Raw genomic sequence first — 12,662 nt, 5'->3', positions numbered from 1 at the left:
AGGCTCCCAGTAGACGACTGGGTTGATAGGCCAGATATGGAAGCCCGGTAACGGGTGGAGTTGACTGGTACTAATAGGCCGAGGGCTTGTCCTCAGTTGCTCGCGTTCACTGTGTTGGTTCTGAAACCACGAACAGCCCCGCTGTAAAAGGCGGTGCGGCAGTTCACAGTTTCATAGTGTTTCGGTGGTCATAGCGTGAGGGAAACGCCCGGTTACATTCCGAACCCGGAAGCTAAGCCTCACAGCGCCGATGGTACTGCAGGGGGGACCCTGTGGGAGAGTAGGACGCCGCCGAACAAATTTTAGGGAAAACCCCCGCATCGTTGATGCGGGGGTTTTCTGCGTTACGGACCATTCGAGACCCGGTCGATTAGGGTCGGGGCATGCGCCATGATCTGATCATCTTCGACAACGACGGTGTTCTCGTCGACAGCGAGCCCATCTCCAACCGGCTGCTGGCGGCCTATCTGACCGAGCTGGGGCACCCGACGTCCTACGAGGACTCCATCCGGGACTACATGGGTTCGGCGATGCACCGGATCCACGACCTGGTGCTGGAGCGGACCGGACAGCGGCTGCCGGACGACTTCGACGACGTCTTCCACGCGCGTGTGTTCGCCGCCTTCGAGCGTGAGCTGCGGCCCGTGGCCGGCGTCGCCGGAGTGCTGGAGAAGCTCACCGCGGACGGGGTGCCGTACTGCGTCGCGTCCTCCGGGAGCCATGAACGGATCAGGGTGGGCCACCGGGTGGCCGGGCTCGACCGCTGGTTCGAGGAGAGCCGGATCTTCAGCGCCCAGGATGTCGGGCGTGGCAAGCCGGCACCCGATCTCTTCCTCTACGCGGCCCAGCGGATGGGAGTCGCCCCCGAGCGCTGTCTCGTCGTCGAGGACTCCCCGCTCGGGGCACGGGCGGCCGTGGCGGCGGAGATGGACGTGTACGGCTTCACCGCGATGACACCCGCCGAGCGGCTCACCGGCGCCACCCAACTCTTCTCCAGCATGGGCGAGTTGGCTGACCTGCTGATATGACGCGAGCCATCGCCGAGCGGCTGACATCTGTCATGCGGACCTCCGGACGTTCGTTCCTACTGGCGGACCCCCCTCGGCGGCCAAGCTGAGGGCATGACGAAGAACGCGGGGAACCAGACGCAGGCGCGCACCCAGGGCCAGGAGCTCGACGGCGGGAGCCCGAGCCCGATCGCCCACCTCAAGCCGCTGCTCGTGGACATCGCGCTGCCGCTCGGCGCGTACTACCTCCTCAAGGACGCCTGCGGGACGACCACCTTCGCGGCGCTCGCCTGGAGCAGTGTGATCCCGGCGGTGCGGACGGTCTGGAGCCTGGTGAAGGAGCGCCGCACGAACGGGCTGGCCGGGCTCATCCTGGTGGTCAACGTCGTCTCCCTGCTGCTGAGCGCCGTGGCCGGCGACCCGCGGCTGATGCTCGCCAAGGACGGCGCGGTCAGCAGCACGGTCGGCATCGGCATCCTCGTCTCCGTGCTGCTCGGCCGCCCCATGATGACCGCCGGCATGAAGCCCTTCCTGGTGAAGGGCGACGCCGCCAAGGAGGCCGCCTGGCAGCGGCTGGTCTCGGGCAGGGCGGCGGGTTCGGCCGACTTCCTGCGCAAGGAGCGCACGTTCTCCGTGGTGTGGGGCGTGGCCCTGCTCACCGAGTGCGTCGCCCGGGTCGTGGGCGCGTACACGATTCCCGTCGACACCATGGTCTGGCTCGGCGGGGTCATGATGGCCGCCGTGATGGTGGTGACCTTCATGGTCAGCGGTGCCTTCGCCGCCGGACCGATGGAGCGGATGCTCGCCCAGGAGACGGAGGCCGGGGAACTCGCGGCCGCCGGGACCACCGCCACCCCCGCCACCGCAGCCGCGTCCACCGCCCCGGTCGCCCCGGTCGCGGCCAGGACGCCGGCCGAGGTTCCCGCCGTCGCCTGACTCCGTATCGCGGCCGAAGCTGAGCGAAATTCATCTTCGGCCGGATCTACCCACGGGTAGCCCGGGGCCCTACGCTCGCCGCCATGACTGATGTGCTGCGGCGCGGTAGGGCCTCGCTGGCGTTCGGTTTCTTCGCGCAGGGCGCCGCCTTCGGCCTGCTCGTGACGCGCATCCCGGCCATCCAGGACCGCTACGGGGTCTCGGACGCGCTGCTGCCCCTCTTCCTCGCCGCGGTGCCCGTCCTCGCCGGCGTCGGCAGTGTGACCACCGAGCAGCTCGTGAAGCGGGTACGGCCCAGCGTGCTGCTGCGCTGGTCCCAGCCGGTGGTGCTGCTGGCGCTGCTCGGCGTCGGCGCGGGCGCCGAGGTGGCCGAACTCGCCGTAGCGCTGGCGGTGTTCGGGCTGTCCGTGGGGATGCTGGACGCCTCGATGAACATGCTCGGGGTGAGCCTGCAGCGGTCGTACGGGCGCAGCATCATGCTCAGTTTCCACGCCGCCTACAGCCTGGGCGGGATCCTCGGGGCCTCGCTGGCGTGGGTGGGGGCGCACGGGCATCTCGCGCTGTGGCTGTCGTATCTGCCGGTGGTGCTGGTGCTGCTGCCGGCGATCCTGGTGGGGAGCCGGGGTTACGTCGACGGGGAGGCGGCGCCCGCCGAGGAGGGGACGGGCGAGGGGCAGGGCCTGGTGTTCCGGCTGCTGCTGCCGCTGTGCCTGGTGATGACGTTCGCCTACATCGGGGACTCGACCGTCTCCAACTGGAGCGCGAAGTACCTGAAGGACGTGCTGGGCGGCTCGGAGCAGCTGGCGACGGTGCCGTACAACGTGTACATGGTGACGACGCTGGCGGGCCGTGCCCTGGGGGACCTCGGGGTGCGGCGGCTCGGGGCCGTGACGGTCGTCCGGCTGGGGACGCTGGTGGCGGCGGGCGGGTTCGCGGTGGTGGCCGCGGCGCCGGGGCCCTGGGTGGGGATGCTCGGGTTCACCCTGCTGGGGCTCGGGCTGTGCGTGCTGGTGCCGCAGACGTTCGCCGCGGCGGGGCGGCTGTTCCCCGGTGCCTCGGACGCGGCGGTGGCCCGGCTCAACATCTTCAACTATGTCGGCTTCCTCGTCGGTTCGCCGTTGGTGGGGGCGCTCGGGGACGCGTGGAGCTACCGGGGGGCCATGCTCGTGCCGATGGTCCTGGTGCTGGTCACGCTGGTCTACGCCAGGTCGTTCGCGGCTCAACCGGACCGATACGGTGGCGGGCATGAGCGGCCGCGCACAGCTGATGTGGGACGAGGCAGTAACGGACTATGACTTCGGGGCGGGCCATCCGATGGATCCGGTCCGGCTGGAGCTGACCCGGAGGCTGGTCGGGGCGCTGGGGCTCGACCGGGAGCTGGAGGTCGTCGCGGCGCGTCCCGCGGGGGAGTCGACGCTGCGGCTGGTCCACCGGGAGGACTACATCGACGCGGTGAAGGCCGCGTCGGCGGAACCGCGTTCGGCGGACGGGTCGTACGGGCTCGGCACGGTCGACGATCCCGCGTTCGCCGGGATGCACGAGGCGTCCGCGCTGATCGCCGGGCAGTCGGTGGCGGCCGCGGAGGCCGTGTGGCGGGGGGACGCCGCGCACGCGGTGAACTTCGCCGGCGGACTGCATCACGCGATGCCCGGGGGCGCGGCGGGCTTCTGCGTGTACAACGACGCGGCGCTGGCGATCGCCCGGCTGCTGGAGCTGGGGGCCGAGCGGGTCGCCTACGTGGATGTCGACGTGCACCACGGGGACGGGGTGCAGGCGGCGTTCTGGGAGGATCCGCGGGTGCTGACGATCTCGCTGCACGAGCATCCCCGCACGCTGTTCCCGCAGACCGGGTGGCCGCAGGAGACGGGGGCCGGGGCGGCGGAGGGCACGGCGGTGAACGTGGCGCTGCCCGCCGGCACCGGGGACGCGGGATGGGTGCGGGCGTTCCACGCGGTGGTGCCCGAACTGCTCGCGGAGTTCCGGCCGCAGGTGGTGGTCTCGCAGCACGGCGCCGACACCCACTTCGAGGATCCGCTGGCCCATCTGGCCGTGTCGCTGGACGCCCAACGGGCCGTGCAGACGGCCTGTCACGAGCTGGCGCACGAGCATGCCGAGGGGAAATGGGTCGCGCTCGGGGGCGGGGGCTACGCGGTGGTGGACGTGGTGCCGCGGTCGTGGACGCACCTGGTGGGGATCGCGGCGGGGCGGCCGGTGGATCCGGAGACGGTGATCCCCGAGGGATGGCGTCAGGAAGTGTTCGCCCGGACGCGGCAGTTGGGGCCGCTGCGGATGACGGACGGCCGGTGGCCGGTGGCGTGGTCCGCGTGGGAGGAGGGGTACGACCCCGCCGACCGCCTCGACCAGGCCGTACTGGCCACGCGGCGGGCGGTGTTCCCGCTGCGGGGTCTGCTGGTGTGAGCCGGCGGGCGGCGCCGGCTGCCGTACGGGCTTGTCCGGCGCGGCACTTGGCGGGATCTCCCGCACGCCGAGCCGGGGCCGGGGGCGGGCCGGCGGAGTACCTTTGGCTGTGAACAGGCTTGGGCGAGGCCGCTGTTAGGCCAACCGTGCGGTCTTTTCCCTGACCCCGGGCCGTTCTCCCTTCCGGTGCGTCACCATCGCGTCGTGTGGGACACCGGCGCTCTGCGTACGCACCTGCTGACCGCCGGGCTCGCCGGTGCGGTCGGCACCTGTCGTGAGGACAGCCTCCGCAGATACCGGCTGTTCGCGGCCGGGGATCCCCGGGTGCTGATCGGGATCGACCCCCGAGGGACATGGGGTGTGCGGGATCTGCTCGTTCTGATGGCCGAGCGGTGTGGTGTTTCGGCCGATCCTGGGCACACTTCCGGTCGGGATGTGATCGACCCGGAGCGTACGCTGGCGGCGCTGGACGCCTTCGCGGAGCGTGTCCGGGAGGCGGCCGCGCAGGGCGTGCCCGTGCTGTTCGGCACCGGGCACCCACAGCGGCTGCTGGGGTTCTACGCCGGGTTGGCGGACGCCCTGTCGGCGGCGGGATGTGAGGTCCTCACCCCGGCGCAGGGTCACTGTGTCGACATATTGACCCGGTTCGGTCTACGCACGTTCCGCCTGGACTACGTACGAGGTGTTGCCCTGGTGCGGGAAGCCGGGGCCGGGCGGCCCGGTCGTGAACCGGGTGCGCACAGCCATTCACCGCTCCCGGTTCGGCTCGCCCTGGCCGCGGCGGCCGCGGCCGGCGGCCCCCTGCCAGGACTGGTGATCGGCGACCACGGATGGGTCTGCGGCGCAGGTCAGCTGGGGTTCGAGGCGATCGGTCTGGCGGACACCGACGATCCCGCGCCGTTCGTCGGCGAGGCCGAGGGTGCGGTGTCCGTCGTCGTTCCACTTGATGACGGGGCGCGGTCGCGCTGCTACCGCCCGCTCACCCGCTACGTACTCAAACGAGCATGTCTGTCACAGTAGGCCTGCGATGGGTGCACCTCTTCCCCACTCGCATCACCCGCCCCTACATTGGGGAGTGAGCACGCAACGACGAAGAGTCACCGGAAGGGGAAGCCGGTGGCCGTCGAGTGCGGAAGGTTCAGGTGTGTCATGGCTGCAGCTGGCGAGAGGCCTCTGAACGAGGTTCAGTTCCTTACCGTGGCGGAGGTCGCCTCGGTGATGCGAGTGTCGAAGATGACCGTGTACCGGCTGGTGCACAGCGGTCATCTGCCCGCGATCCGGGTGGGGCGGTCCTTCCGCGTCCCCGAGCAAGCGGTTCACGAGTACCTTCGCGAGAGCTATGTGGGGGTGGAGACGGCCTGAGACGGCCCGCAGGGCCGCCGGGAGAGCCCGGAATACCCTCCGATTACGACCTCGGCGCTCGGGCGGGTAGGCTAGCCCCTCGTAGGTCGTATGGGCCCATGGCGCCCAACAACCGAGTCATGAGAAGTGAGCGAGGGTAGTCGTGGGCTCTGTTATCAAGAAGCGGCGTAAGCGGATGGCCAAGAAGAAGCACCGCAAGCTGCTCAAGCGCACGCGCGTTCAGCGCCGCAACAAGAAGTAAGCGGCGCCGCGAGAGCGTTCCCTGTGGCCTCCCACCCTTCGGCGGTGGGGGGCCACAGGCATGTCCGGGGACCGTTCCGGGGAAAAACCGTCACCTCGTGCATCGGGTGGCCATCACAGCGCAACATCCACCCGCTAAGTTGGCGCCAACGGGGAACGCGGGCACCAACAGGTTTCGCACGGGATCGGGAAGGAAGGCGCTGATCTTGGGGAAGGTCGTGCTCGTCACCGGAGTGGCCCGGCAGCTGGGCGGCCGGTTCGTGCGGCGGATCCAGCGGGACCCCGAGGTGGACCGGGTGATCGCCGTGGACGCGGTGCCTCCGGCGCACCATCTGGGCGGTGCCGAGTTCATCCAGGCCGACATCCGGCAGTCGACGATCGCCCGGGTGCTGGCGGAGACGGGCGTGGACACGGTCGTCCATCTCGACGTGACCGGTACCGCGCTCGGCGGCGGCAGCCGGGCCACGGTCAAGGAGACCAACGTCATCGGCACCATGCAGCTGCTCGGTGCCTGCCAGAAGTCGCCGGCCGTGCGGCGGCTGGTGGTGAAGTCGAGCACGAACGTCTACGGGTCCGCGCCGCGGGACCCCGCCGTGTTCACCGAGACGACCCCGGCCAAGTCGCTGCCCAGCGGCGGGTTCGCCAAGGACGCCGTGGAGGTCGAGGGGTACGTGCGCGGGTTCGCGCGCAGGCGGCCCGACGTCGCCGTCTGCGTCCTGCGGTTCGCCAACATCCTCGGCCCGGCCGCCGACACCCCGCTCGCCGAGTTCTTCGCGCTGCCCGTCCTGCCGACCGTGTTCGGCTACGACCCGCGCCTGCAGTTCGTGCACGAGGACGATGTCGTCGAGGTGCTGCGGATCGCCTCGCACGAGCCGCGCCGCGGCACCCTCAACAGCGGGACCTTCAACATCGCCGGGGACGGAGTGCTGCTGCTGTCGCAGTGCTCGCGGCGGCTCGGGCGGCCCACCGTGCCGCTGCTGCTGCCCGCGGTCAACTGGGCCGGGTCGCTGGTGCGCACGCTCGGCATGACGGACTTCTCGCCGGAACAGATCCGGCTGCTCACCCACGGCCGGGTGGTCGCCACCGACCAGATGCGCGAGACGCTCGGGTTCGAACCCGGATACACGACGGCGGAGACGTTCGCGGACTTCGCACGCGGCCAGGGCCCCGGGCTGCTGCCGCCGGAGGCCCTCGCGGGGGCCGTCGACCGGATCGCAGCACTGGCCGCGCAGGGCGGCGGCCGGTCCCCGAAGCCCAGCGCCAACTGAGGAGCGCAGCAACGATGGCGGATGCCAAGGTCATTCCGTTCGACGACGACCGGTCCCGGGGGAGTGCCGTGCCACGGCCCTCGCGGCGCCGGGGCGCCGGCGGCAGGCGCGGCGCGGCGGGAGAGACCACGCAGACCGGCGAGGTCCAGCCGCTGCCCGGCAGGGCCGTTCCGCAGGATGATGAGCCTGTGGCCCGGGACGGACAGCAGGATGCCGAGCCGCGCGACGACGGCGGCCTGGAGCGGCGCGTCGCGAGCGGCCTGGCCTTCCTGCGCCGCCGGCTGACCGGTGACTACGACGTCGACGACTTCGGTTACGACGAGGAGCTGACCGACCAGGTCCTGATGTCGCTGCTGCGGCCGGTGTACGAGAAGTACTTCCGGGTCGAGGTGAAGGGCATCGAGAACATCCCGGCCAAGGGCGGCGCGCTGATCGTCGCCAACCACTCCGGGACCCTGCCGCTGGACGGCCTGATGATGCAGGTCGCCGTGCACGATCACCATCCGGCCGGCCGGCACCTGCGGCTGCTCGCCGCCGACCTCGTCTTCGTCCTGCCCGTGGTCAACGAGCTCGCCCGCAAGCTGGGTCACACCCTCGCCTGCACCGAGGACGCCGAACGGCTGCTGGGGCAGGGCGAGCTGGTCGGGGTGATGCCGGAGGGCTTCAAGGGCATCGGCAAGCCCTTCAGTGAGCGGTACAAGCTCCAGCGGTTCGGCCGCGGCGGGTTCGTCTCCACCGCGCTCCGGCAGGGTGTGCCGATCGTGCCGTGCTCGATCGTCGGGGCCGAGGAGATCTACCCGATGATCGGCAACGCCAAGACGCTGGCGCGGCTGCTGGGCATCCCGTACTTCCCGATGACGCCGACCTTCCCCTGGCTGGGCCCGCTGGGCGCGATCCCGCTGCCCACCAAGTGGACGATCCAGTTCGGTGCGCCGATCCCGACGGACGGCTATCCGCCGGAGGCGGCGGAGGACCCGATGCTGATGTTCAACCTGACGGACCAGGTGCGGGAGCAGATCCAGCACACGCTGTACAAGCTGCTGGTGCAGCGGCGTTCGGTGTTCTTCTAGGCGGTGTTCCGCCGGACGCCGCGGCGGGCTGCCGGGCGATGCCCGGGTACGACGAAGGGGGCGCCCCTGCTCGGAAAGGGGCGCCCCCGCTGTCGTGCCCGAGGCTAGTGCGCGTCCTCGCCCTCGATGCCCAGGCCGGGCAGGAGGCCCGGCAGGAGCGGCGGCAGGGTGACGTCCGGCTTGCTCGTCGGCGACTTCGAGGTGGCCGGGGAGCCGCTCTCGGAGCCGGTCTTCGGCGGGTCCAGCAGACCGCCCGTGCTGCCCCCGAGCAGGCCTTCGCCGGTGTCACCGGTGGCCGAGCCGCTGGGGGTGCCGGGGCTCGCGTGCTTGCCACCGGCGGACGGGGTGCTGCCGGTGCCGGACGGTGTCGACCGGTGGGTGCCGGCGGAACCGGTGGGCGCCGTGCCGGAGCTCTGCCGTCCGTCGCCGCCCGTCTCGGCGGGCGGCTGCGGGAGCAGCGACTGCAGCGGGGCGACCTCCTGGTCTATGGCGTCGAAGACCGACGACACCTGGTCCTTGACGTCACCCAGCTGTACGGGCAGCTTGTCGCTCAGCGCGCTCCAGGCCTCGCGGTGGGACCGCGAGAAGGCGGAGAGCGCCTGGATCGGGCCCAGGGACTGCGGATCGGCCTCGTAGGCGGCGTGCAGCAGCCGGTGGCCCTCGGTCACGTCGTGCTGCATGCCGGACAGGGTGCGGCGGATCTCGCCCAGGGACTCGTGGTCGAGCTGGGTGCCGCGACCGCGTTCCATCAGCCGACGTGCCTCGCTCAGCCGGGTGGAGGCCTGGTCGAGGTAGGTCTGGCCGCGCTCGTCGTCACCGTCGCTCAGGTAGTTGAGCCTGATGTCCTCGATGCCGCGTTTGAGGCCGTACAGCGAGTCGCCGGGCAGCGCGTCGGAGCTGGCGGAGGCGACCCCGCCGAAGGCTCCGGCGGCCACGCCGACGCTGAGCCCGCCCGCGGTGAGCCCCTTCGCCAGCCGGGACCGCGGCCGCAGTTTGCCCAGGGGACCGGCCCGGTGGGCCCCCCTGCCTCTGGCCCGTTGTCCGGGTACCGACGCTTCCGCCCCGGAGCCCTCTTGGAGCATGGCCTCCATCGCGGCCACCAGCTGGGCGCGCTGGACGACCTTGACCTCGGGGTCGAGCTTCGGCCTGGGCAGTTCGCCCAGACCCGCCGCGAGGGCCAACAGCTCGCCCTGCCCGGCCTGGTCCTCGATGGTCGGCGGTGGGTCCGCCGGTGCTGCGGACCGCTCGGCCGCCGTGTCCCGGTCGGACTGCTCCTCCAGGGCCTGGGCGAAGGCGTTCGCCCGCCGGTGGGCCGATACGTTCGCGATCACTGGCGGCACCTCCTCTCGTCATGACGGTCGACTCCCCAGGGGGTCCTGAGGGTTGCACGCCCGCGACCGATCCACTCGATCGAGCGATCAGGGTCGGCCGGGGTGTGACCACAGGGAGCCTGTATCCCGCACAACGAGTGGCTCGGCACTTGGGTTACGGACGGCGGATGATCCGATCGGAAAGACAACGCGGCAGCACGGAAAGTGAGTTGCCGGGGCTCTCGGTGGCCGGCCGGATCAGCGCGCGTCGTCCGGCAGGAGCCGGGCGAGGGTGCGCACGGCCCGGTACTGGAGGGTCTTGATCGCGCCCTCGTTCTTGCCCATCACGCGCGCGGTCTCGGCGACCGAGAGGCCCTGCAGGAACCGGAGCGTCACGCACTCCTGCTGCTGCGGGTTGAGCCGGCGGACGGCGTCGAGCAGGGCGGCGTTGGAGAGGGACTCCAGGACGGAGTCCTCCGGTGAGCGCTCGACCTCGTTGGCGTCGAGCATCTCGCCGGTGGTGACCTCCAGGCGGAACCGGCTGGACTTGAAGTGGTCGGCGACCAGGTTGCGGGCGATCGTCACGAGCCAGGCGCCGAAGTCACGGCCCTGCCAGGTGAAGGTGCCGATCCTGCGCAGAGCCCGCAGGAACGTCTCGCTCGTCAGGTCCTCGGCGGTGGCCTTGCCGCCGACCCGGTAGTAGATGTACCGGTACACCGTGTCGCTGTACTGGTCGTACAGCCGCCCGAAGGCCTCGGCCTCCCCGGCCTGGGCGCGCTCGACCAGGTCCATCATCCGGGCACTGTCGCTGTCCGCGGCAGGGCGCCGGGCGGCGGGCGCGCCGGTGGAACGGCCGCGTCTGCCGACCGCGGCACCGCCTTCGGCCAGTGCGTAGCACGGGCCTACGGGCGCGACGGCGACTGTGGCGAAGGCGGGGACGGCGGACGCGGCGGTGGGGACGAGGCCGCGCAGCGTGTCTTTGACCGTTGCGATTGTTGCGCGCAGCGTAGCCAGGCCCGAGGCGTCAACCCCGACGTGTGGGTACACGGGACTCCCAGAGGCAGAGCTTCCATCACGTGCAGTTCGGGACCGTTCACCCTTCGTAGCGGTGGAGAGGTACCGGTTTGCGTCTGAGGAGAATAACGCTTCGTGCAGGCCCTGCTACACCCAGTTGCTCAAATCATCGATTGCGTCGGTTTTGTTGCTGATTGGCGGCTCATCAAGATGCCTGATGTGATCGATTGTTGATCGGAAAGGCGCCGGTTTCTGCGAACCCCGGGGCATGGCGAAGCGGGGGCGGGATAATCCGGGCACCCTGTGCGGGCCCGTGACGAGGGAGTTGTGCGGCCGGCGCGGCCGTACACCGGGAAGGGCGCGCGGAATCGGGCGCGCTGCTCTCGCGTGATCCGTGCGATCACATCGGCGCACGGCCGGGCGTCGCTCGACGTGACGGTGCCGCACACCGCGGTGCCGCACACCACGCCCGGCGGTGCCGCACACCGCGTCCGGGCGCGCTTCGGAGCCTGCCGCGCCCCTTCAGTGGGCGTGCGGCCTCAGCGGCGGCGTCGGTGGAGGGCGATGGCCGCCGCGGTGCCGCCGGCGACCGCGCCGACGCCGGCCGCGGCCGGGATGCCGACCTTGGCCGCCTTGCGGCCCGTGCGGTAGTCGCGCAGACGCCAGTCCTTGTCGCGGGCGTGCCTGCGGAGCTTGGCGTCGGGGTTGATGGCGTAGGGGTGGCCGACGAGGGACAGCATCGGGATGTCGTTGTGGCTGTCGCTGTAGGCGGCGCAGCGGGCGAGGTCGAGCTCCTCCGCCGCGGCCAGCGCGCGCACCGCCTCCGCCTTGGCGGGGCCGTGCAGGGGCTCGCCGACCAGCTTGCCGGTGTAGACGCCGTCCACGGACTCGGCCACCGTGCCGAGCGCGCCGGTCAGGCCGAGGCGGCGGGCGATGACCTGGGCGATCTCGACCGGGGCGGCCGTGACCAGCCACACCTTCTGCCCGGCGTCCAGGTGGGCCTGGGCGAGGGCGCGGGTGCCCGGCCAGATGCGGTCGGCCATGTACTCGTCGTAGATCTCCTCGCCGATCGTCTCCAGTTCGGCCACGCGGTGGCCCTTGACGATGGAGAGGGCGGAGTCCCGGGCGTCCTGCATGTGCTCGGGGTCCTCGACGCCGGCCAGCCGGAACCAGGCCTGCTGCCAGGCGAACCTGGCGAGGTCGCGGGTCTCGAAGAACTTCCGCTTGTACAGGCCGCGTCCGAAGTGGAAGAGCGCGGCGCCCTGCATCACGGTGTTGTCGAGGTCGAAGAAGGCGGCGGCCCTGTCGTCGCCGAGGACCGGGAACTCCGGTTCCTGGTCGGCGGGGGTCTGCGCCTCCTGGGAGGACTTGCGGGCGGCCTCAGCCGAGGCCTCGCCTGCCAACACGCTTCGCGCCGTGGCGGAGCGCCTACGGGGAGTGAGCCATCCGAGAGCGGCCATGCGGTGAGCATAGCCAGTCTGTTCGGTGGTCCCGGACCGCCAGGGTTCGAAGGGTGTGAACTCTGCGCGGCGTCTCCGTGAAGCAGGCGCGAGAATGGCCCGCATGAGCCCGATTTTCCGGCGGAGGCCCGCCCCTCAGGAGCGATTGGTCACGCTCGTGCGCAAGCCCGGCTGCCATCTGTGCGACGACGCGCAGACGGTGGTCGAGGAGGTCTGCGGCGAACTCGGTGTGCCCTGGGAGCGGAAGGACATCACCGAGGACGCCGAACTGCACGCCGCGTACTGGGAACAGATCCCCGTCGTCCTCGTCGACGGGCGCCAGCACACCTTCTGGCGGGTGGACGCGGGGCGCCTTCGCAAAGAACTGACCGGGTAGTACAAGACCGTCCCGGATGTCGCTTAGGATCGTCGGCGGTTCTGGTCTCGGGGGCGGGATTTCGCTAGGAGTGAGTGGCTTTGCCCGCAGGTAGGGCCCCGGTACGGGCGTGCGTGACCCCGGTCACGTTGGCCGGGCAAATCGGACACCATCTTTGTGCACACGTTCACAAAGACATAGCCTGCTGTCGACGGGGCGGTC

At 70.9% G+C, this 12,662-nt stretch carries 13 protein-coding genes and 2 rRNA genes; 12 read left to right on the top strand and 3 right to left on the bottom strand.

Annotated features, from left to right (window positions below; genetic code table 11):
* The 11 genes from ACIPRD_RS05380 to ACIPRD_RS05330 form a co-directional block, all read left to right on the top strand.
* Positions 1–94, top strand: a 23S ribosomal RNA gene (locus ACIPRD_RS05380); the annotation flags it as partial.
* Between the two features lie 86 nt (positions 95–180).
* A 5S ribosomal RNA gene (rrf, locus tag ACIPRD_RS05375) occupies positions 181–297 on the top strand.
* 86 nt (positions 298–383) lie between these two features.
* The gene (locus ACIPRD_RS05370) at positions 384–1,028 is read left to right on the top strand and encodes an HAD family hydrolase (RefSeq protein WP_401559966.1); all 645 of its coding nucleotides are present in this window, start codon (positions 384–386) and stop codon (positions 1,026–1,028) included.
* Positions 1,029–1,121: 93 nt separating this feature from the next.
* Positions 1,122–1,943, top strand: a complete 822-nt coding sequence (locus ACIPRD_RS05365) for a VC0807 family protein (RefSeq protein ID WP_401559963.1) — start codon at positions 1,122–1,124, stop codon at positions 1,941–1,943.
* A gap of 83 nt (positions 1,944–2,026) precedes the next feature.
* Positions 2,027–3,238, top strand: coding sequence for an MFS transporter (locus tag ACIPRD_RS05360; RefSeq protein ID WP_401559960.1), 1,212 nt, complete (start codon positions 2,027–2,029; stop codon positions 3,236–3,238).
* Entirely contained in the window at positions 3,189–4,361 is a 1,173-nt protein-coding gene (locus ACIPRD_RS05355; protein ID WP_401559959.1) for an acetoin utilization protein AcuC, read from the top strand. The genes ACIPRD_RS05360 and ACIPRD_RS05355 overlap by 50 nt, the downstream gene beginning before the upstream one ends.
* Positions 4,362–4,565: 204 nt before the next feature.
* A complete protein-coding gene (locus tag ACIPRD_RS05350; RefSeq protein ID WP_401559957.1) occupies positions 4,566–5,381 on the top strand; it encodes a phosphatase in 816 nt (271 codons plus the stop codon).
* A gap of 129 nt (positions 5,382–5,510) precedes the next feature.
* On the top strand, positions 5,511–5,723 hold the full coding sequence (locus ACIPRD_RS05345; protein WP_004984898.1) for a helix-turn-helix domain-containing protein: 213 nt from the start codon (positions 5,511–5,513) through the stop codon (positions 5,721–5,723).
* Positions 5,724–5,865: 142 nt separating this feature from the next.
* Positions 5,866–5,964 (top strand): 30S ribosomal protein bS22, encoded by a 99-nt coding sequence (locus ACIPRD_RS05340; RefSeq protein ID WP_003948845.1) that lies wholly within the window; start codon positions 5,866–5,868, stop codon positions 5,962–5,964.
* 205 nt (positions 5,965–6,169) lie between these two features.
* A complete protein-coding gene (locus ACIPRD_RS05335; RefSeq protein WP_356401189.1) occupies positions 6,170–7,231 on the top strand; it encodes an NAD-dependent epimerase/dehydratase family protein in 1,062 nt (353 codons plus the stop codon).
* A 14-nt stretch (positions 7,232–7,245) separates the two neighbouring features.
* Positions 7,246–8,301, top strand: coding sequence for a lysophospholipid acyltransferase family protein (locus tag ACIPRD_RS05330; protein ID WP_356401187.1), 1,056 nt, complete (start codon positions 7,246–7,248; stop codon positions 8,299–8,301).
* Between the two features lie 104 nt (positions 8,302–8,405).
* Here the strand turns inward: ACIPRD_RS05330 and ACIPRD_RS05325 are convergent, their stop codons facing one another.
* From ACIPRD_RS05325 to ACIPRD_RS05315, 3 genes are all read right to left on the bottom strand, one after another.
* Entirely contained in the window at positions 8,406–9,632 is a 1,227-nt protein-coding gene (locus ACIPRD_RS05325; protein WP_356401186.1) for a DUF5667 domain-containing protein, read from the bottom strand.
* Positions 9,633–9,869: 237 nt separating this feature from the next.
* Entirely contained in the window at positions 9,870–10,658 is a 789-nt protein-coding gene (locus tag ACIPRD_RS05320; RefSeq protein WP_356401184.1) for an ECF subfamily RNA polymerase sigma factor, BldN family, read from the bottom strand.
* Positions 10,659–11,164: 506 nt separating this feature from the next.
* Positions 11,165–12,085 (bottom strand): HAD-IB family hydrolase, encoded by a 921-nt coding sequence (locus ACIPRD_RS05315; protein WP_356401182.1) that lies wholly within the window; start codon positions 12,083–12,085, stop codon positions 11,165–11,167.
* Between the two features lie 94 nt (positions 12,086–12,179).
* Between ACIPRD_RS05315 and ACIPRD_RS05310 the strand changes: the two genes are divergently transcribed.
* Positions 12,180–12,461: a glutaredoxin family protein gene (locus tag ACIPRD_RS05310; RefSeq protein ID WP_356401180.1), complete on the top strand. Its 282-nt coding sequence runs from the start codon at positions 12,180–12,182 to the stop codon at positions 12,459–12,461.
* Positions 12,462–12,662 lie beyond the last annotated feature (201 nt).

This window comes from Streptomyces sp. NPDC090108 (assembly GCF_044747185.1).
GTDB lineage: Bacteria > Actinomycetota > Actinomycetes > Streptomycetales > Streptomycetaceae > Streptomyces.
This window is presented reverse-complemented; position numbering and strand designations above follow the sequence as displayed.

Excerpts from the sequence above, each read along its gene's own strand:
- ACIPRD_RS05370 (WP_401559966.1), top strand. The coding sequence starts at position 384 with ATGCGCCATGATCTGATCATCTTCGACAACGACGGTGTTCTCGTCGAC.
- ACIPRD_RS05365 (WP_401559963.1), top strand. The coding sequence starts at position 1,122 with ATGACGAAGAACGCGGGGAACCAGACGCAGGCGCGCACCCAGGGCCAG.
- ACIPRD_RS05360 (WP_401559960.1), top strand. The coding sequence starts at position 2,027 with ATGACTGATGTGCTGCGGCGCGGTAGGGCCTCGCTGGCGTTCGGTTTC.
- ACIPRD_RS05355 (WP_401559959.1), top strand. The coding sequence starts at position 3,189 with ATGAGCGGCCGCGCACAGCTGATGTGGGACGAGGCAGTAACGGACTAT.
- ACIPRD_RS05345 (WP_004984898.1), top strand. The coding sequence starts at position 5,511 with ATGGCTGCAGCTGGCGAGAGGCCTCTGAACGAGGTTCAGTTCCTTACC.
- ACIPRD_RS05330 (WP_356401187.1), top strand. The coding sequence starts at position 7,246 with ATGGCGGATGCCAAGGTCATTCCGTTCGACGACGACCGGTCCCGGGGG.
- ACIPRD_RS05315 (WP_356401182.1), bottom strand. The coding sequence starts at position 12,085 with ATGGCCGCTCTCGGATGGCTCACTCCCCGTAGGCGCTCCGCCACGGCG.
- ACIPRD_RS05310 (WP_356401180.1), top strand. The coding sequence starts at position 12,180 with ATGGCCCGCATGAGCCCGATTTTCCGGCGGAGGCCCGCCCCTCAGGAG.